The organism is Streptomyces sp. NBC_01235, assembly GCF_035989285.1.
GTDB lineage: Bacteria > Actinomycetota > Actinomycetes > Streptomycetales > Streptomycetaceae > Streptomyces.
In genome coordinates this window covers 6,468,107-6,485,539 of the sequence record NZ_CP108513.1, presented here as the reverse complement: position 1 = coordinate 6,485,539, position 17,433 = coordinate 6,468,107, and the positions used below count along the sequence as shown (strand labels likewise).

Sequence of the window (17,433 nt, the reverse complement as noted above, 5' to 3'; positions counted from 1 at the left end):
AGCGTCAGACCTTCACGCCCTTGGCCCGCAGGAAGGTGACCGGGTTGATCGCCGACCCGTAGTTCGCGGTCGTACGGATCTCGAAGTGCAGGTGCGGACCGCTGGAGTTGCCGGTGTTGCCGGACAGCGCGATCTTCTGGCCCGTCTTGACGACCTGACCGACCTGCACGTTGATGTGCGAGAGGTGGGCGTACTGCGAGTAGACGCCGTTGGCGTGCTTGATCACGATGGCGTTGCCGTAGGCCGGGCCGTCACCGGCGCCGTTGCCGCCGGCCTTCACCACGGTGCCGCCGTGCGCGGCCATGACCTTGGTGCCGCTCGGCACGGCGAAGTCCTGACCGCTGTGGGTGGACTGCCACATGGCACCGGCCTGGGCGAAGCCGGCGGACAGCGTGTACTTCTTCACCGGGTCGATCCAGGAGGCGGCCGAGACGGCCGTCTTGGCGGCGGCGGGCGCGGCGGCAGGCGCGGCGGCAGGCGCGGCGGCGGACGCCACTCCGGTTCCCAGCACGACCGAGGCGCCCAGAACGGCGGCCCCGACGGCCACGCGGGTGCGGAGCAGGGACGTACGGGAAGAACGGAACGTGACGCGCTGGAACATCGAAGACCTCATGGGGACGGGGGCAGAAGAAACCACCCGGCACGAAGCTCTGCCGGAGTGGCCATCCCTTGGTAACCCCGAGGCCCACAGACCCCCAAACGTGTGATCTACGACGGAAGCTAGTACTTCACCCCAAAACTTCCCACCTCTTGACAGATCACCCTTTTCGGACACTTTCGACACTCGCCCACACGGGAGGCCGAAACGAGACTCGGGATTCCGGAGCGCATGCCCTTTTTGTCCATATTCGGGGTGCGACTACCTGGCCTAGTAGGACCCGAATCGCCTGTGCGGCATGTCACCGGCTCCCCACCCCAAGGGACTTCGGAATGTGACGGCGGCTACTCCCGTGCCCCACAAGCGACTTGTGACCCCGGTCACGATCGCACGCGCGGGTCTGTGACCAGCCTCTCATCGCCCACTACCGTCCAGTAACCCGCTGGTTCCCCTCAGGCCACCCCCAGCGATCACCATGCCCACGACACCGGTAGCGCAAGGACGCGAGAGGACCCCACACATGACCAGAGGCACCTGGACGCGCCGCATAGCCATGACCGCCGTGGCGACGGCCGCCGTCACGGCGATGGCCGTCCCGGCCGGCGCCCAGGCCGCGACGGCCACCGGCACCTCCACCGTCTCCACCGCCTCCGCGGCCGCCGCGGAGGACGTCGACTACGCCACCTGGCAGCAGGACTGCCAGGCCGTGATGGACCAGGCCCTGCCGACGCTGAAGCAGCGCATCGCCGGCGCCAAGCCGGGCGAGAAGCAGGCGATCGTCTTCGACATCGACAACACCACCCTGGAGACCGACTTCGGCTTCAGCTACCCGCAGCCGGCCAACAAGCCGGTCCTCGACGTCGCCAAGTACGCCCAGGAGCACGGCGTCTCCCTGTTCTTCGTCACGGCCCGCCCGGGCATCATCTCCGGCGTGACCGACTACAACCTCAAGTACGTCGGCTACCAGGTCTCCGGCCTCTACGTGCGCGGCTTCCTCGACCTCTTCAAGGACGTCGCCGCCTACAAGACCGCCCAGCGCGTCGACATCGAGTCCAAGGGCTACACGATCATCGCGAACGTCGGCAACAGCGCCACCGACCTCTCGGGCGGCCACGCCGAGACGACGTACAAGCTGCCCGACTACGACGGACAGCTGTCGTAACCCACCCCGGACATGCGTAAGGGGCCGGTGCTTTTCAGCACCGGCCCCTTATGTCAGATCGGACCCCGAAGGCTCAACCCCCGGAGGGTCAGGCGTCCTTGCTCAGGTTCGGTCCGGCGCCGCCGGCCGCCTGCTCGATCGGCGGGACGTCGGGCAGCGCCGACTTCTCCTCGCCGCGGAAGGTGAAGGTCTTGGTCTCACCCTCGCCCTCCGTGTCCACGACCACGATGTGACCGGGGCGCAGCTCGCCGAAGAGGATCTTCTCCGAGAGCGTGTCCTCGATCTCGCGCTGGATGGTGCGACGCAGCGGACGCGCACCCAGCACCGGGTCGTAACCCTTCTTGGACAGCAGCTCCTTGGCGGACTGGGAGAGCTCGATGCCCATGTCCCGGTCCTTCAGGCGCTCGTCCACCTTGCCGATCATCAGGTCGACGATCCGCAGGATGTCCTCCTGCGTCAGCTGCGGGAAGACGACCACGTCGTCGACGCGGTTGAGGAACTCGGGGCGGAAGTGCTGCTTGAGCTCGTCCGAGACCTTGTTCTTCATGCGCTCGTAGTTGGACTTCTTGTCGCCCGAGGCCGCGAAGCCCAGGTTGAAGCCCTTGGAGATGTCCCGGGTGCCGAGGTTGGTCGTCATGATGATGACCGTGTTCTTGAAGTCCACGACCCGGCCCTGGGAGTCGGTCAGGCGACCGTCCTCCAGGATCTGCAGCAGCGAGTTGAAGATGTCCGGGTGGGCCTTCTCGACCTCGTCGAACAGGACGACGGAGAACGGCTTGCGGCGGACCTTCTCGGTCAGCTGACCGCCCTCTTCGTAACCCACGTATCCGGGGGGCGAACCGAAGAGACGCGACACCGTGTGCTTCTCGCTGAACTCCGACATGTCGAGGGAGATCAGCGCGTCCTCGTCACCGAAGAGGAACTCGGCGAGCGCCTTGGAGAGTTCCGTCTTACCGACACCGGACGGGCCCGCGAAGATGAACGAACCACCCGGACGCTTCGGGTCCTTGAGGCCCGCGCGCGTACGACGGATCGCCTTCGACAGCGCCTTGACGGCGTCGACCTGGCCGATGACCCGCTTGTGGAGCTCGTCCTCCATGCGCAGCAGACGCGAGGACTCCTCCTCGGTCAGCTTGAAGACCGGGATGCCGGTGGCCGTGGCGAGGACCTCGGCGATCAGTTCGCCGTCGACCTCGGCGACGACGTCCATGTCGCCGGCCTTCCACTCCTTCTCGCGCTTGGCCTTGGCGGCCAGGAGCTGCTTCTCCTTGTCGCGCAGGGAGGCGGCCTTCTCGAAGTCCTGCGAGTCGATCGCGGACTCCTTGTCGCGGCGGACGCCGGCGATCTTCTCGTCGAACTCGCGCAGGTCCGGCGGCGCGGTCATCCGGCGGATACGCATCCGGGAACCGGCCTCGTCGATCAGGTCGATCGCCTTGTCCGGCAGGAAGCGGTCCGAGATGTACCGGTCGGCCAGGGTGGCGGCCTGGACCAGCGCCTCGTCGGTGATGGAGACGCGGTGGTGCGCCTCGTACCGGTCACGCAGACCCTTGAGGATCTCGATCGTGTGCGGCAGGGACGGCTCGGCGACCTGGATGGGCTGGAAGCGGCGCTCGAGGGCCGCGTCCTTCTCCAGGTGCTTGCGGTACTCGTCCAGCGTCGTCGCACCGATGGTCTGCAGCTCACCGCGGGCCAGCATCGGCTTCAGGATCGAAGCGGCGTCGATGGCGCCCTCGGCGGCACCCGCACCGACCAGCGTGTGCAGCTCGTCGATGAACAGGATGATGTCGCCGCGGGTGCGGATCTCCTTGAGCACCTTCTTCAGGCGCTCCTCGAAGTCACCGCGGTAGCGGGAACCGGCGACCAGCGCGCCGAGGTCCAGGGTGTAGAGGTGCTTGTCCTTGAGGGTCTCGGGCACCTCGCCCTTGACGATGGCCTGGGCGAGGCCCTCGACGACGGCGGTCTTGCCGACGCCGGGCTCACCGATCAGGACCGGGTTGTTCTTGGTACGGCGGGACAGCACCTGCATGACCCGCTCGATCTCCTTCTCGCGCCCGATGACCGGGTCGAGCTTGGACTCACGAGCGGCCTGGGTGAGGTTCCGGCCGAACTGGTCGAGGACCAGGGACGTCGAGGGCGTGCCCTCGGCAGGGCCACCACTGGCGCCGGCGGTCTCCTTGCCCTGGTAACCGGAGAGCAGCTGGATGACCTGCTGCCGCACCCGGTTGAGATCTGCGCCCAGCTTGACGAGGACCTGGGCGGCGACGCCCTCACCCTCGCGGATCAGGCCGAGCAGGATGTGCTCCGTGCCGATGTAGTTGTGGCCCAGCTGAAGGGCCTCGCGGAGCGACAGCTCCAGGACCTTCTTGGCACGGGGGGTGAAGGGGATGTGCCCGGACGGGGCCTGCTGGCCCTGGCCGATGATCTCCTCCACCTGCTGGCGGACCGCCTCGAGCGAAATCCCGAGGCTCTCAAGGGCCTTGGCGGCGACACCCTCACCCTCGTGGATCAGGCCCAGGAGGATGTGCTCGGTGCCGATGTAGTTGTGGTTGAGCATCCGGGCTTCTTCCTGAGCCAGGACGACAACCCGCCGCGCGCGGTCGGTGAACCTCTCGAACATCGTTAATCGCTCCTCAGAGCGGTCAGGCAGTGGGGGGAACTTCCCCTCCCTGTCCTTCCGCAGCTTAGTCCCGCAAGCGGGGACCGCTCATTCCAACTGCCGACACCGTCGATGGCCTCCTGACCCCGAACGCCGACATCTGCTCCAACCCGATGGTGCGAGACGATGTTCCCGCAGGCCAGGCAGTTACCCCAGTCGCCAGTACGCCGATGGCGAACGTGAGACGGCCTTTCCTGCGTGTCGCCCCCTCCCACTAGGGATGTCTTACCCGCTGGGACTGACACTCCATGCCGTGCGCACCGGTTCCCTCCGCTACGGGCGAACAACCTTGCGCCTCCCGACACACCCACCCGCCCCCTTTGTCGACACGCAGCGAATCCACGGGAACACCCAGCGTAACTCGCGGGCCTTTTCGACGGTTGCACTTGGCATGGTTGGCTCAGTCCCCCCGGCTGCCTGCTCGGCCGCCTCTGCGATCCTCACGATTCCCCTCCCCCGACAGCCGTTCGACCCGGATGATCCGGCCGACCGGATCCGCGGCTGGTACGAGAACGAACTGGGCTGGGCGACCGTGCCCGGGGAGCCGGTTCGACTTTCGGTGGGCGAGCGCTTCGACGTCCTGGACGTGCCGGCCGAGGCAGGCCTCGCGGCGCTGCGGCGCCTGGCGCCGGGCTCGCCGGTGGCCGCACGGGGTGACCGGCTGCGGCTGCTGGTGGCAGCGGGCGGCGCGGAGGAGCTGCCGGGGATCCTGCAGTGGCTGGAGTGGGGCACGCTGCCACTGGATCTGACGGCGATCGGCGCGGGCGGGCTCATCGAGGCGCCCCTGCCTCCCGACGGGAACCCGGGCGGGGATGCGAGCCGCAACCCGGGCCGCGATCCGGGGCGTGCGCGGGGCCGTGTTCCGGGCTTGGGCGGCGCCGGACCAGTGCAGGGGGCCGCCGTGTGGCTGCGGCCCCCCGTGGCAGGGTGCGAGGTCGAGGCCTCGCTGCCGACGATGTCGGCCATGGGGGGCGTTGGGGGCGCCCCCGATCTCGTACGGCTGGTGGACACGCTGGCGACGCATTGTCACCGTGTCCGGCTGCGGCGCGCGAGCGCTCAGCCGTTGGCCTTCTCGTAAGCCTCGCGAATGGACGCGGGAACACGGCCACGGTCATTGACCTCGTAACCGTTCTCCTTCGCCCACGCGCGGATCTGAGCGGTGTCCTGGCTGCCGCCGGAAGCCGCGCGCGCCTTTCCACGCCCGCCCGAAGCACGGCCACCGGTACGACGGCCGCCCTTCACGTAGGGCTCGAGAAGTCCACGCAGCTTGTCCGCATTGGTAGTCGTGAGATCGATCTCGTACGTCTTGCCGTCCAGCGCGAACGTCACGGTCTCGTCCGCCTCGCCGCCGTCGAGGTCGTCGACAAGAAGGACCTGAACCTTCTGTGCCACCGGATTTCCTTTCATCGAAAACGTGAGGGTCGGGGTCCGCGGCGTCCGCCGTTTAGCCGCGCCCTGTTATATGCAGTACTGCAGTACGTCGGAAAGCAAACCGCTTTTGCTGGGAAAACACAAACCCCCGGCAGAGACCGGCAGCCCGCCGCGGTCCGGAAACGTGCGCGTTTCGGACATAGGGAACCGAGGCAAGGCGGGTCGGGCGGAATGAACGGCCACGATCACAGATGCAGAAGCATCCGGCTGTTGCCCAAGGTGTTCGGTTTCACTCGTTCGAGTCCGAGGAACTCCGCTACGCCCTCGTCATAGGAACGCAACAGCTCCGCGTAGACATCGGTGTCGACCGGCGTCTCACCGATCTCCACGAAGCCGTGCTTGCCGAAGAAGTCGACTTCGAAGGTCAGGCAGAAAACGCGGCGAACGCCGAGCCAGCGCGCGGTGTGGAGCAACTTCTCCAACAACTGGTGTCCGACGCCGGCGCCCTTCAGTCCGGGCTTCACCGCGAGAGTGCGGACTTCCGCCAGGTCTTCCCACATGACGTGCAGGGCTCCGCAGCCGACCACCTCGGCGTTGTCGTCGCGTTCGGCGACCCAGAACTCCTGGATGTCCTCGTAAAGCGTCACCGTCGCTTTGTCGAGCAGGATGCGGCCACGGACGTAGGCGTCAAGGAGACGGCGTACGGCGGGGACATCGCCGGTCCGGGCCCGCCGGACGGTGATGGCTTTAGCGGTGACTTCGGGGTTCTCGGCGGAGGGACGCTCTGCTGACATGTGCCGGACGCTATCGCCCGTCGGCCTCCGTTGCCGAGGCGGGGTTCTCCCCGGTACTCGCCGTACTCCCTGTACTCCCCGTACGCCCGGCGCTCCCCGTAGTTGCGGGTTCGGCAGTTTCCGGACCTTGGACGATGCGTACGGCGTCGCGGAGCGCGTGTCGTTGTTCGTCGCTCATCATCCCGAAGAAGGCGACGAGAGCGGCAGCGGGGTTGTCGCTCTGCGCCCAGGCCTCGTTCATCAGGGCGGCGGCGTAGGCGGCCCGGGTGGAGACCGCCTCATATCGATAGGCCCGGCCTTCCGCTTCACGGCGCACCCAGCCCTTCTGATGGAGATTGTCCAAAACGGTCATCACGGTGGTGTACGCGATGGACCGTTCCTGCTGAAGGTCTTCCAGGACTTCTCGAACGGTCACCGGGCGGTTCCACTTCCACACCCGCGTCATGACCGCGTCTTCGAGTTCTCCCAATGGGCGAGGCACAACTCAGAACAATAGTGGGAGATCTCGCCAATCGCGTGCCGGACGTGCACTTTCATCGGCAAACGCGAACAAACAGGGCGTACGGCTCCGAAAGGAGCCGCACGCCCTGGAGGGCCGCGGAAGCGTCGTGGGCCGGTCAGGCGTCGGGGCTCGCGGAGGGCTGACGGGTGCCTTCCGCGCGCGCGAGGGCGGCGTCGACGACCGCGTCCTCCTTGGCCTTGTTGGCCCCGCCCTGGGTCTTCACGATCACCCTGATCACACCGATGAAGAACACGGCCATGACGACGGGGGGCACGAGCGCGGAGACGTAGTCCATGGATCCAGGGTAGCCAGGGAGGAACGGGACATCGTGGCGGGGTCGGCGGGCCGGCCGCGCCCGCGTCAGCCGGCGGCCAGCCGCTGCCGGTCGTGGGCGGCGGGCGGCGGGGTCGGCTTGCGGCGCGGGAAGACCTCGCCCGGTGTGGGAATGGGCCGGCGGGCGGGCTCCGGGGCGGAGGGCTTGGCGGGGCCGGGACCGGGGCCGGGAGCGGGCGGCTTCTCGGCGGGTTTCTTCCTCGGCTCCTCGCCCGGACGCTCCCCCGCGTCCTCGGCGACGGCGGAGAGGCGGGCGCAGCCGTCGCCGGAGAGGCCCCCAGGAAGGGCCAGAAGGCGGGTCCGGGACGCCGGGACGTTCGGAGCGAGCGGAGACGGCCTGCGGGCCGTACGGCAGGCCAGGCGGACGCGTACGTCCTGTTCGGCGAGCGTCTGACAGCGGTCCAGGAGAACGGCGCCCGTCGGGTTGCCGCGCAGGGCGCGCAGCGCGGCCAGGTCGTCGGGGCCGGGCCGGTAGCCGGTGGCCAGGACCTCTTCCAAGAGCGTGAGGTAGCCGGCGGCGGTGCCGGGGAGGGCGTCGCGGTACCGGGCGAGGTCGGCCACCAGGAAGGCCCGCAGCCGGGCGGCCTCGCGCATCGCCTCGTCGAGGGACTCGGCGAGGCGATGGCAGTCCTGGACGTCCTCGTCGGAGGCGGGGCCGGGGTGGAGGGCGAGGGCGAGGGCGCGGCGGAGCACACGCAGCTCCTCCGCGCCGAACGCCATGCCGCCGCGGGATCCATAGGGCGTGGGCATGCCGCGACGATACGCGCTAATCAGACAAACTCGACATAAAAGGCGGATGCGGCGCGCCCGAATCCGCCCTGGTGGCCCCCTGTGTCGGCGCGGTCGGGCCACCACTCACATACGTGACACGTTCCGCTCGTACACCAGGCGCAGCCCGATCAGTGTCAGCCACGGCTCGTGCTCGTCGATCACCGAGGACTCGCCGAGCACCGTCGGCGCCAGCCCGCCCGTGGCGATCACCGTCACGTCGTCCGGGTCGTCCGCCAGCTCACGCGCCATCCGGGTCACGACTCCGTCGACCTGGCCGGCGAACCCGTAGACGATCCCGGACTGCATCGCCTCGACCGTGTTCTTGCCGATCACGCTCCGGGGCCGGGCCAGCTCGATCTTGCGCAGCTGTGCCGCTTTGACGCCCAGGGCCTCGACGGAGATCTCGATGCCGGGGGCGATGACCCCGCCGACGTACTCCCCACGCGCGGAGACCGCGTCGAACGTCGTCGCCGTTCCGAAGTCGACGACGATCGCCGGGCCGCCGTAGAGCTCGTTCGCCGCGACCGCGTTGATGATGCGGTCGGCGCCGACCTCCTTGGGGTTGTCGAACAGGATCGGGACGCCCGTCTTCACGCCGGGTTCGACGAGCACCGCGGGGACGTCGCCGTAGTAGCGCCGCGTCACCTCGCGCAGCTCGTGCAGCACGGAGGGCACGGTGGCGCAGATCGCGATCCCGTCGATGCCGTCGCCCAGCTCGTCCCCGAGGAGCGGGTGCATGCCCATCAGGCCCTGCAGGAGCACGGCCAGTTCGTCCGCGGTACGGCGGGAGTCGGTGGAGATCCGCCAGTGCTCGACGATGTCCTCACCGTCGAACAGGCCGAGCACGGTGTGCGTGTTGCCCACGTCGATCGTCAGCAGCATGGCCGTTCCCCGTTCCTACTCGGCCGCTCGCAGATCCAGACCGATGTCCAGGATCGGCGAGGAGTGCGTCAGGGCTCCCACGGCGAGGAAGTCGACGCCGGTGTCGGCGTACGCCTTGGCGTTCTCCAGGCTCAGCCGGCCCGACGCCTCCAGCAGGGCGCGGCCGCCGACGATGCCGACGGCCTCGGCGCACTCCCCGGGCGTGAAGTTGTCGAGCAGGATCAGGTCCGCTCCGGCGTCGACGACCTCGCGCAGCTGGTGCAGGGTGTCGACCTCGACCTCGATCGGTACGTCGGGGAAGGCCTCCCGTACGGCCTCGAAGGCCCGGGCCACGCCGCCGGCGCCGACCACGTGGTTGTCCTTGACCAGCGCCGCGTCGGACAGCGACATGCGGTGGTTGACGCCGCCGCCGCAGCGGACGGCGAACTTCTCCAGGGAGCGCAGGCCCGGCGTCGTCTTCCGGGTGTCGCGCACGCGTGCCTTGGTGCCGTCCAGGACGTCCGCCCACGCGCGCGTGGCGGTCGCGATGCCGGACAGGCGGCACAGCAGGTTGAGCGCGCTGCGCTCGGCAGTGAGGAGGTCACGCGTGCGCGTGGTGACCGACAGCAGCTTCTGGCCGGCCTCCACCCGGTCGCCGTCCTCCACGTGCCGTTCGACCTCGAACTCGTCCGTGCAGACGACCGAGACGACCGCCTCGGCGATCCTGAGACCCGCGACCACGCCCGTCTCGCGCGCGGTGAAGTCGGCGGTGGCGACCGCGTCCTCGGGGATGGTCGCGACCGTCGTCACATCCACGCCGTGGTCCAGGTCCTCCTGGATGGCGACGTTGGCGATGTCCTCGACCTCGACCGGGTCGAGTCCGGCGTCGGCCAGGAGCTGGGCGAGCGCGGGGTCGAGCCCGCACTCCAGGTATTCCGCGTCGGTGAACTCGGCGTCGGCGCCACAGGCACAGCCGTCGCCGCAGCCGCCGCTCTGGGCGAGGGGAAGGTCGGGGGTGCTCACGTCTGTCACTGCTCCTGGGGACGGTGCTCCGGCTGGTGCTGCCGGGTCGGTGGGAAGTCTGCGGTATCGGTGGTGTGTACGGCGAGCGTGCGGTCCGGATTCAGCCGTACGACGATGTGACGGCGCCAGTTCGCGTCGTCGCGGTCGGCGTGGTCCTCGCGCCAGTGGCAGCCGCGGGTTTCCTCGCGCTGCCGGGCGGCGGCGACCAGGACGCGCGCGACGCACAGGAGGTTGGTGGCCTCCCAGGTGTCGACGCCGGGCTCGGCCGTCTTGCCGTTCTCGTCGAGGGAGTCGCGGGCCGCGGTGTGCAGCCGCTGGAGGTGGTCGGCGGCCTTCTCCAGGGACTCGGCGGAGCGCAGGACGCCCGCGCCGTCGGTCATGATCCGCTGGATGGCGAACCGGGCCTCGGGGGCCAGCAGCGGGTGCGCCGGCTTCTCGGGATGCTCGACCGGCGCGGGCACGCGCGCGTGGAGGCCGTCGTCCGCCCGGCTCGCGGCGATGTCGGCAACGATGCGCTCGGCGTAGACGAGGCCCTCCAGCAGGGAGTTCGACGCGAGCCGGTTCGCGCCGTGCACGCCCGTGCAGGCGACCTCCCCGCACGCGTACAGGCCCGGCACGGTCGTACGGCCGTGGGAGTCGGTGCGCACGCCTCCGGAGGCGTAGTGGGCGGCCGGAGCCACCGGGACGGGCTCGGTGACCGGGTCGATGCCGTGCGAGCGGCAGGCCGCGAGGATCGTCGGGAATCGGTGCTCCCACATGTCGGCGCCGAAGTGCCGGGCGTCGAGGAACATGTGTTCGGCGTCCTGCTCCTGCATGCGCCGCATGATGCCCTTGGCGACGATGTCCCGGGGCGCGAGCTCGGCCAGCTCGTGCTGCCCGACCATGAAGCGCACCCCGGCGGCGTCGACCAGGTGGGCGCCCTCGCCGCGCACGGCCTCGGAGACGAGGGGCTGCTGGCCCTCCGCGTCGGCGCCGAGGAACAGCACGGTCGGGTGGAACTGCACGAACTCCAGGTCGGAGACCTCCGCGCCCGCGCGCAGGGCGAGCGCCACGCCGTCGCCGGTGGACACCGACGGGTTGGTGGTGGCGGAGAACACCTGGCCCATGCCGCCGGTCGCCAGCACGACCGCGGGGGCGTACACGGCGCCCACGCCGTCGTGCTGGCCCTCGCCCATGACGTGCAGCGTGACGCCGGCGGTGCGGCCGTCGGCGTCCGTGAGCAGGTCCAGGACCAGCGCGTTCTCGATCGTGCGCAGGCCACGCGCGCGTACCGCCTCGACGAGCGCGCGGGAGATCTCCGCGCCGGTCGCGTCACCGCCCGCGTGCGCGATACGGCGACGGTGGTGGCCGCCCTCGCGGGTGAGCTCCAGGCCGCCTTCCTCGGACTCGTCGAAGTGGGCGCCGGTCTCGATCAGCCGCCGCACGGCGTCGGGACCCTCGGTGACGAGGATCCGTACGGCGTCCTCGTCGCACAGGCCCGCGCCTGCCACCAGCGTGTCGTCCAGATGCTGTTCGGGCGTGTCGCCCTCGCCCAGGGCCGCCGCTATGCCGCCCTGCGCCCAGCGGGTGGAGCCGTCGTCGAGGCGGGCCTTGGTGACGACGACCGTCGTCAGACCGGCCGCCTCACAGCGCAGGGCCGCGGTCAGGCCGGCGACGCCGGAGCCGACGACCACCACGTCCGCGGCGATGTTCCACCCGGGCGCGGGCGCGTGCAGTCGTATGCCTGTGCTGGTCACGAGGCGGCTCCGAAGGTGAGGGGGAGGTTGTCGATCAGCCGGGTCGTGCCGACCCGGGCGGCGACGGCGAGGACGGCCTCGCCGGTGAAGTCGTCCTTGATCTCCGTGAAGTCGGACGGGTCGACGAGCGCGAGGTAGTCCAGTTCCAGCGGCGGGTCGAGCCGGGCGGCCTCGTCGAGGACCATGCGGGCGGCCGCCCGGACGGCCGCGGGGTTGCCGGGCGAGGCCTTGGCGACGGCGTGCGCGTCGGCGGCCGCGCGGGACTCCCCTATGGCGCTGAGCGCCTCGGCACGCGCGTGCGTGGCGGGTACCTCACGCGCGCGTGCCCGCAGCGCCTCCTGCGCGGCATGCCGGTCGCCGCCCGCGAACAGTGCCTGGGAGAGCGCGAGCGCGGTGTGCCGCTCCTTGGCGGACAGATAGCGGTTGCGGCTGGACAGGGCCAGCCCGTCGTCCTCACGCACGGTCGGCACGGCGACGATCTCCACGCCGAAGTTCAGGTCCCGCACCATGCGGCGGATCAGGGCGAGCTGCTGGGCGTCCTTCTGCCCGAACAGCGCCGTGTCGGGCCGGGTGAGGTGCAGCAGTTTGGCGACGACGGTGAGCATGCCGTCGAAGTGCCCGGGGCGGGAGCTGCCCTCCAGGCGCTCCCCCATGGGGCCCGCGGTGATGCGGACCTGGGGCTCGCCGCCCGGGTAGACCTCGTCCACGGCAGGGGCGAACACGACGTCCGCCCCCGCCTGCTCGGCGATCCTGACGTCGGCATCCAGGGTGCGCGGGTAGCGCTCGAGGTCCTCGCCCGCGCCGAACTGCAGCGGGTTGACGAAGACCGTGACGACGACCTCGCCGTCCGGCCCGGCGAGGTCGCGGGCGGTGCGGACGAGGGAGGCGTGGCCCTCGTGCAGGGCGCCCATGGTCATCACGACGGCCCGGCGGCCGCCACGCGTGCGTGCGTGCAGTTCGCCGGCGGTGCGCAGCAGGATGGTGGTCATCCGGCATCTCCTTCGGTGCCGTGCGTGCCGGGAGTACCAGGGGCGCCGGGAGTGCCGGGAGCACCGTCGGCGAGTACGCCGAGGAGGTCCTCGGCGAGTTCGGGCTTGAGGAGCCCCCTGGCGAGTGCGCGGTCGGCGGTCGCGCGGGCCATCGCCAGGTAGCCGGCGACGGTCTGCGGGGCGTGCTCGCGCAGCTCCGCGACGTGCGCGGCGACCGTGCCCGCGTCCCCGCGCGCGACGGGGCCGGTGAGCGCCCCGTCGCCGGAGCGCAGCGCGTTGTCGAGGGCGGCGCCGAGCAGCGGGCCGAGCATCCGGTCGGGAGCGTCGACACCGGCCGCGCGCAGCAGCTCCATGGACTGGGCGACCAGCGTGACCAGGTGGTTGGCGCCCAGGGCGAGGGCCGCGTGGTAGAGCGGCCGGCGCTCCTCGGCGATCCACTCCGGCTCGCCGCCCATCTCGATCACGAGGGCCTCCGCGGCCAGCCGCAGCTCGTCGGGCGCGGTGACGCCGAAGGAGCAGCCGGCCAGCCGCTGGACGTCCACGGGCGTGCCGGTGAACGTCATCGCCGGGTGCAGGGCCAGCGGCAGCGCGCCCGCGTGCAGGGCGGGGTCGAGGATCTTCGCGCCGTACCGCCCGGAGGTGTGCACGAGCAGCTGGCCCGGCCGTACGGCGCCGGTCTCGGCGAGGCCCTCCACGAGCCCGGGCAGGGTGTCGTCGGGGACGGTCAGCAGCACCAGGTCGGAGCGCTGGAGGACCTCGGCGGGCGGCACGAGCGGCACGTCGGGCAGCAGGAGCGCGGCGCGGCGCCTGGAGGCGTCGGAGACGCCGGAGACGGCGACTGGGCGGTGCCCGGCGAGCTGGAGGGACGCGGCCAGGGCGGGACCCACCCGGCCCGCGCCGACGACGCCCACGGCGAGCCGCGCGGGGCGGTCCCTGGGGTCTGGCTGTTGGGCTGTACTCACGCGACGAGGGCCTTCCGTTCCAGTCCGCTCCGGGTACCGGACGATTTCTCGTCATGTTAACGCGATTGGTTCGAGGGGTGTCCGGTTGTCCACAGGCTGTGGGCTTTCCCACCCGCGCCTCACCCGCTCCCCACCCGTTCCCCACCCGTGTCCCACCCGTGTCCCCGGCAGTGTCCCGGTGCGGGCCGGGGGCCTGTGAATCCGCGTGCCCGCGCGAGCCGCCGCACGGCATGATCCGGGGCATGGCATTCACGGCGGAGCACGACGAGGAGAAGGCGGCACGGCAGCGCCTGCGGGAGCGGCGGGCGGTCGCCTACCGGGAGGCGGAACGCGTCCTGTCGCGCGGCGGCTTCCGGAGCACGCTGCGGGACCGGCTCGCGCTGCTGCACGAGGCCGCCCCCCAGGTCTATGACCTGGACGAACCCGCGGACATCTACGGCGACGGGGTCGTGGAGGCCCTGGAGGAGCGGGTCGTCGGGCTGCTGGGGACGGAGGCCGCGGCGTTCTTCCCGACCGGCACGATGGCCCAGCAGGTCGCCCTGCGCTGCTGGGCGGGACGCACCGGCAACCCCACGGTCGCGTTGCACGCGCTGAGCCATCCCGAGGTATGGGAGCGGGGGGCGTTCGCCGCTGTCAGCGAGCTGCGCACCGTCCGCGTGACGCGCGAGCCCCGGCTGCCCACGGCCGAGGAGGTCCGCGCCTTCGAGGAGCCCTTCGGTGCGCTGATGCTGGAACTGCCCCTCAGGGACGCCGGTTTCGTGCTGCCCTCCTGGGAGGAGTTGACCGAGGTCGTTCAGGCGGCGCGCGAGCGCGACGCGGTGGTGCACTTCGACGGCGCGCGTCTGTGGGAGACGACCCTGCACTTCGGCCGCCCCCTGCGGGAGATAGCGGACCTGGCCGACAGCGTCTACGTGTCGTTCTACAAGTCACTGGACGGTTTCGGCGGCGCCGCGCTCGCCGGCCCGAAGACGCTGGTGGAGGAGGCGAAGACCTGGCGGCACCGCTACGGCGGAATGGTGTTCCAGCAGTTCCCCACCGCCCTGTCGGCCCTCATCGGCCTGGAGCGGGAACTGCCCCGGCTGCCGGAATACGTGGCCCACGCGCGCGTGGTGGCCGCCGCGCTGCGCGAGGGCTTCGCCGAGGCGGGCGTGCCGTGGGCGCGCGTGCACCCCGAGGTGCCGCACACCCACGAGTTCCAGGTCTGGCTGCCGTACGAGGCGGACGTGCTCGCCGAAGCGGCGGCGCTCCAGGCCGAGGAGACGAAGACGATGCTCTTCGCCGGCGCCTGGGACCGCGGCGGACCGGGGCTGTCCCTCACCGAGGTCACCGTCCGGGCCGCCGGCCTCACCTGGACGGCGCACGACGTGAAGGCGGCGACCGCGGACTTCGTGGCCCGGGTGGTCCGGGTGGCGCGGGGGACCGAGGGGGTCAGCGAGTAGGGCGCGGACGCAGGTGCAGTCGGCGGGCCAGGGCGCGCCGCAGCCGCCCGCGGGCGGGACGGTCCGCGATGACCGCGCGGAACTGCTGGTAGTCGCGCAGTTCGCGCATCATCTGCCAGTCGTGGGCGCCGGGCGCCGGAACGGGGGGCTCGCCGTGCTGCCGGGCGCGGTAGGCGTCGAGGGCGTACTGCTGCGTGATGCTCATGGCCGATGCCTCTTCGGGACGTGGTCGGGACATGGGAACGGGAATCCGGAAGGCCCCGCGGCGGCCCCGGCTTCCTCAGGCTGCGCCCGGTCCGTGCCCCGCGTCGCGTCGATTGACGGCGGCCGTCAATCGGGAACCGCGTTGTCAGTGGCCGGGTGCACCATGAGGGCATGAGCGTGCGCATCGACATCGCGGGGCTGCGGCCGGAGAGGATCGCCGTCGTCCCCTCGCCCCTGGCCGAGCTCGGCATGGCGCTGCACGCGCTGTCCGAGCCGGCGCACCATCCGGGCCTGCAGGGCTGGGTCACCGGCGTCACCGCACGTCTCGACCCGCGTCTGGCCGACCGGATGTGCGAGGCCGACTTCCTGTGGCGGACGACGTTCTCGGACCTCTTCCTGCCGTACGCGGGCATCCCGGGCCGAACCACGCTCCCCGGGGCCACGCTCGCCGAGGAGCTCGACCTCCTGGACAAGCTGACGGACGAGGAGTTCGTGGACCTGGCCCTGGAGTTCACCTGCGCGCCCGGCTACGACCTGCCGAGCCCCGGTGTCCTCTCCGACCCCGCACTGCACCGCCGCACCTTCGAACTGGCCGCCTCGCGCGGACCGCGCCAGGTGCGGTTCACCCGACGGGTGCTCGACGACCCGCCACGCGTGCGTGCCTGGCTGAGGGAGTTCCTGGAGGACTGCGACGAGGCGTTCTTCGCCGACGTCTGGGCCCGGGTGCGCCATCCTCTCGCTGCGGACGCCCGCCACAAGACGGACCTGCTGCGCCGCAAGGGCCTTGCGGAAGCGCTCACCGCGGTGTCCCCCGCCGTGACACTGGACGAGCCCACCGCGCGGATCATCGTCGACAAGCTGGTCGACGGCCGCTGCACCACAGGCGACGGCGGCCTGCTGCTCGTACCGACGAGTCTCGGCTGGCCGCACCTGGCGGTGCTGCACCGGTACGGCTGGCAGCCGGTGATCCACTACCCGGTCGGCTCGCCGGAGCTGGCGTCACCGCCGTCTGTCGAGCAGCTGACGTTACGGCTGACCGCGCTGTCCCACCCCGTCCGGATGCGGATCTGCCGCCAACTGGCCCGCAGCGCGTACACCACGACCGAGCTGGCCCAGGTCCACGGCATGACGGCCCCCGAGATATCCCGGCACCTCGGCGTCCTGAAGAAGGCGGGCCTGCTCACCACACGCCGACGCGGCCGGTACGTGCTGCACCAGCTCGACGTGACCGTGGTGGCCCGGCTGGGCAGCGACTTCCTGGAAGGGATACTCCGCTAGCAGGTGGGCCGCTTCAGCCGGTCGGGGCCACTTCAGCCGACCCGGACGTTCCGCCCGCCCCGGGCACGAGCGTTCACCCCTGCTCAGTGGCCGCCCGCGCGGACGAGCCCCGTCTCATACGCCAGGACCACCACCTGGACCCGGTCGCGCAGCCCCAGTTTGGTGAGGATGCGGCCCACGTGGGTCTTGACGGTCGCCTCGGACAGCACCAGCCGGGCCGCGATCTCCCCGTTGGACAACCCCTGGGCGACCAGCATCATCACCTCGCGTTCCCGCTCCGTGAGCCGCTCCAGCTCCTTGTGCTTGGGCTCCTTGCCGGTGGTGGGCAGCATCGGCGCGAACCGGTCAAGGAGACGGCGGGTGGTGGACGGGGCGACCACCGCGTCACCGCTGTGCACGGAACGGATGGCGGCGAGGAGCTCGCCCGGCGGCACGTCCTTCAGCATGAAGCCGGAGGCGCCCGCCTTCAGCCCGGAGAACGCGTACTCGTCCAGGTCGAAGGTGGTCAGGATCAGCACCTTCGGCGGGTCGGGCTCCGCGCAGATGCGCCGGGTGGCCTCCACTCCGTCCAGTTTCGGCATACGGACGTCCATCAGCACGACGTCGACCGCCGTGGACCGCACCACCTGAAGGGCCTCGACACCGTCGCCCGCCTCCGCCACGACCTCCATGTCCGGCTGGGCGGCGAGCACCATCCGGAACCCGGTGCGCAGCAGCACCTGGTCGTCGACGAGCATCACGCGGATCGTCATGA

General features: G+C 70.8%; 18 protein-coding genes. 4 read left to right on the top strand and 14 right to left on the bottom strand.

The window, feature by feature from the left end; translation table 11 throughout:
* Nucleotides 1-4 precede the first annotated feature (4 nt).
* The gene (locus OG289_RS29020; RefSeq protein WP_327316989.1) at nucleotides 5-601 is read right to left on the bottom strand and encodes a M23 family metallopeptidase; all 597 of its coding nucleotides are present in this window, start codon (nucleotides 599-601) and stop codon (nucleotides 5-7) included.
* A gap of 517 nt (nucleotides 602-1,118) precedes the next feature.
* Here OG289_RS29020 and OG289_RS29015 point away from each other — a divergent pair.
* Nucleotides 1,119-1,760, top strand: coding sequence for an HAD family acid phosphatase (locus OG289_RS29015; RefSeq protein WP_327316988.1), 642 nt, complete (start codon nucleotides 1,119-1,121; stop codon nucleotides 1,758-1,760).
* Nucleotides 1,761-1,848: 88 nt separating this feature from the next.
* Here OG289_RS29015 and OG289_RS29010 read toward each other — a convergent pair whose 3' ends face one another.
* The gene (locus tag OG289_RS29010; protein WP_020132474.1) at nucleotides 1,849-4,377 is read right to left on the bottom strand and encodes an ATP-dependent Clp protease ATP-binding subunit; all 2,529 of its coding nucleotides are present in this window, start codon (nucleotides 4,375-4,377) and stop codon (nucleotides 1,849-1,851) included.
* Nucleotides 4,378-4,807: 430 nt separating this feature from the next.
* Here OG289_RS29010 and OG289_RS29005 point away from each other — a divergent pair, with 430 nt between their 5' ends.
* Entirely contained in the window at nucleotides 4,808-5,494 is a 687-nt protein-coding gene (locus tag OG289_RS29005; protein WP_327316987.1) for an SCO3374 family protein, read from the top strand.
* Here the strand turns inward: OG289_RS29005 and OG289_RS29000 are convergent.
* The 10 genes from OG289_RS29000 to OG289_RS28955 form a co-directional block, all read right to left on the bottom strand.
* Nucleotides 5,473-5,808, bottom strand: coding sequence for a histone-like nucleoid-structuring protein Lsr2 (locus OG289_RS29000; protein ID WP_015658762.1), 336 nt, complete (start codon nucleotides 5,806-5,808; stop codon nucleotides 5,473-5,475). The two genes, OG289_RS29005 and OG289_RS29000, sit on opposite strands and share 22 nt — an antisense overlap.
* A 224-nt stretch (nucleotides 5,809-6,032) precedes the next feature.
* A complete protein-coding gene (locus OG289_RS28995; protein WP_327316986.1) occupies nucleotides 6,033-6,581 on the bottom strand; it encodes an amino-acid N-acetyltransferase in 549 nt (182 codons plus the stop codon).
* Between the two features lie 10 nt (nucleotides 6,582-6,591).
* A complete protein-coding gene (locus OG289_RS28990; RefSeq protein WP_442819104.1) occupies nucleotides 6,592-7,026 on the bottom strand; it encodes a BlaI/MecI/CopY family transcriptional regulator in 435 nt (144 codons plus the stop codon).
* A 172-nt stretch (nucleotides 7,027-7,198) separates the two neighbouring features.
* Nucleotides 7,199-7,378 carry a hypothetical protein gene (locus tag OG289_RS28985; protein WP_327316984.1) on the bottom strand — a complete coding sequence of 60 codons (180 nt, stop codon included), beginning with the start codon at nucleotides 7,376-7,378 and terminating at the stop codon, nucleotides 7,199-7,201.
* A 65-nt stretch (nucleotides 7,379-7,443) separates the two neighbouring features.
* Entirely contained in the window at nucleotides 7,444-8,136 is a 693-nt protein-coding gene (locus OG289_RS28980) for a hypothetical protein (RefSeq protein WP_327320832.1), read from the bottom strand.
* A gap of 135 nt (nucleotides 8,137-8,271) precedes the next feature.
* On the bottom strand, nucleotides 8,272-9,069 hold the full coding sequence (locus tag OG289_RS28975; protein ID WP_327316982.1) for a type III pantothenate kinase: 798 nt from the start codon (nucleotides 9,067-9,069) through the stop codon (nucleotides 8,272-8,274).
* A gap of 15 nt (nucleotides 9,070-9,084) precedes the next feature.
* Nucleotides 9,085-10,071, bottom strand: a complete 987-nt coding sequence (gene nadC / locus OG289_RS28970; protein ID WP_327316981.1) for a carboxylating nicotinate-nucleotide diphosphorylase — start codon at nucleotides 10,069-10,071, stop codon at nucleotides 9,085-9,087.
* A 5-nt stretch (nucleotides 10,072-10,076) separates the two neighbouring features.
* Nucleotides 10,077-11,807, bottom strand: coding sequence for an L-aspartate oxidase (locus OG289_RS28965; protein ID WP_327316980.1), 1,731 nt, complete (start codon nucleotides 11,805-11,807; stop codon nucleotides 10,077-10,079).
* The gene (gene panC / locus OG289_RS28960) at nucleotides 11,804-12,796 is read right to left on the bottom strand and encodes a pantoate--beta-alanine ligase (RefSeq protein WP_327316979.1); all 993 of its coding nucleotides are present in this window, start codon (nucleotides 12,794-12,796) and stop codon (nucleotides 11,804-11,806) included. Before panC ends, OG289_RS28965 begins: the two co-directional genes overlap by 4 nt.
* On the bottom strand, nucleotides 12,793-13,758 hold the full coding sequence (locus OG289_RS28955) for a Rossmann-like and DUF2520 domain-containing protein (RefSeq protein ID WP_327316978.1): 966 nt from the start codon (nucleotides 13,756-13,758) through the stop codon (nucleotides 12,793-12,795). Before OG289_RS28955 ends, panC begins: the two co-directional genes overlap by 4 nt.
* Before the next feature lie 242 nt (nucleotides 13,759-14,000).
* On the opposite strand from OG289_RS28955, the gene OG289_RS28950 reads away from it, so the two are divergent.
* On the top strand, nucleotides 14,001-15,197 hold the full coding sequence (locus tag OG289_RS28950) for a threonine aldolase family protein (protein WP_327316977.1): 1,197 nt from the start codon (nucleotides 14,001-14,003) through the stop codon (nucleotides 15,195-15,197).
* On the opposite strand, the gene OG289_RS28945 is transcribed toward OG289_RS28950, so the two are convergent.
* Nucleotides 15,187-15,402 carry a hypothetical protein gene (locus OG289_RS28945; RefSeq protein ID WP_327316975.1) on the bottom strand — a complete coding sequence of 72 codons (216 nt, stop codon included), beginning with the start codon at nucleotides 15,400-15,402 and terminating at the stop codon, nucleotides 15,187-15,189. The two genes, OG289_RS28950 and OG289_RS28945, sit on opposite strands and share 11 nt — an antisense overlap.
* Before the next feature lie 170 nt (nucleotides 15,403-15,572).
* Between OG289_RS28945 and OG289_RS28940 the strand changes: the two genes are divergently transcribed.
* A complete protein-coding gene (locus tag OG289_RS28940) occupies nucleotides 15,573-16,679 on the top strand; it encodes a DUF5937 family protein (protein WP_327316974.1) in 1,107 nt (368 codons plus the stop codon).
* An 83-nt stretch (nucleotides 16,680-16,762) separates the two neighbouring features.
* Here the strand turns inward: OG289_RS28940 and OG289_RS28935 are convergent, their stop codons facing one another.
* Nucleotides 16,763-17,431 carry a response regulator transcription factor gene (locus OG289_RS28935; protein WP_327316973.1) on the bottom strand — a complete coding sequence of 223 codons (669 nt, stop codon included), beginning with the start codon at nucleotides 17,429-17,431 and terminating at the stop codon, nucleotides 16,763-16,765.
* Nucleotides 17,432-17,433 lie beyond the last annotated feature (2 nt).

Coding starts and splice junctions, on each gene's coding strand:
- OG289_RS28950 (WP_327316977.1), top strand. CDS start 14,001: ATGGCATTCACGGCGGAGCACGACGAGGAGAAGGCGGCACGGCAGCGC.
- OG289_RS28945 (WP_327316975.1), bottom strand. CDS start 15,402: ATGAGCATCACGCAGCAGTACGCCCTCGACGCCTACCGCGCCCGGCAG.
- OG289_RS29005 (WP_327316987.1), top strand. CDS start 4,808: ATGGTTGGCTCAGTCCCCCCGGCTGCCTGCTCGGCCGCCTCTGCGATC.
- OG289_RS28995 (WP_327316986.1), bottom strand. CDS start 6,581: ATGTCAGCAGAGCGTCCCTCCGCCGAGAACCCCGAAGTCACCGCTAAA.
- OG289_RS28940 (WP_327316974.1), top strand. CDS start 15,573: ATGAGCGTGCGCATCGACATCGCGGGGCTGCGGCCGGAGAGGATCGCC.
- OG289_RS28975 (WP_327316982.1), bottom strand. CDS start 9,069: ATGCTGCTGACGATCGACGTGGGCAACACGCACACCGTGCTCGGCCTG.
- panC (WP_327316979.1), bottom strand. CDS start 12,796: ATGACCACCATCCTGCTGCGCACCGCCGGCGAACTGCACGCACGCACG.
- OG289_RS29020 (WP_327316989.1), bottom strand. CDS start 601: ATGTTCCAGCGCGTCACGTTCCGTTCTTCCCGTACGTCCCTGCTCCGC.
- OG289_RS29010 (WP_020132474.1), bottom strand. CDS start 4,377: ATGTTCGAGAGGTTCACCGACCGCGCGCGGCGGGTTGTCGTCCTGGCT.
- OG289_RS28935 (WP_327316973.1), bottom strand. CDS start 17,431: ATGACGATCCGCGTGATGCTCGTCGACGACCAGGTGCTGCTGCGCACC.
- OG289_RS29015 (WP_327316988.1), top strand. CDS start 1,119: ATGACCAGAGGCACCTGGACGCGCCGCATAGCCATGACCGCCGTGGCG.
- OG289_RS28985 (WP_327316984.1), bottom strand. CDS start 7,378: ATGGACTACGTCTCCGCGCTCGTGCCCCCCGTCGTCATGGCCGTGTTC.
- OG289_RS28990 (WP_442819104.1), bottom strand. CDS start 7,026: ATGACGCGGGTGTGGAAGTGGAACCGCCCGGTGACCGTTCGAGAAGTC.
- OG289_RS28980 (WP_327320832.1), bottom strand. CDS start 8,136: ATGGCGTTCGGCGCGGAGGAGCTGCGTGTGCTCCGCCGCGCCCTCGCC.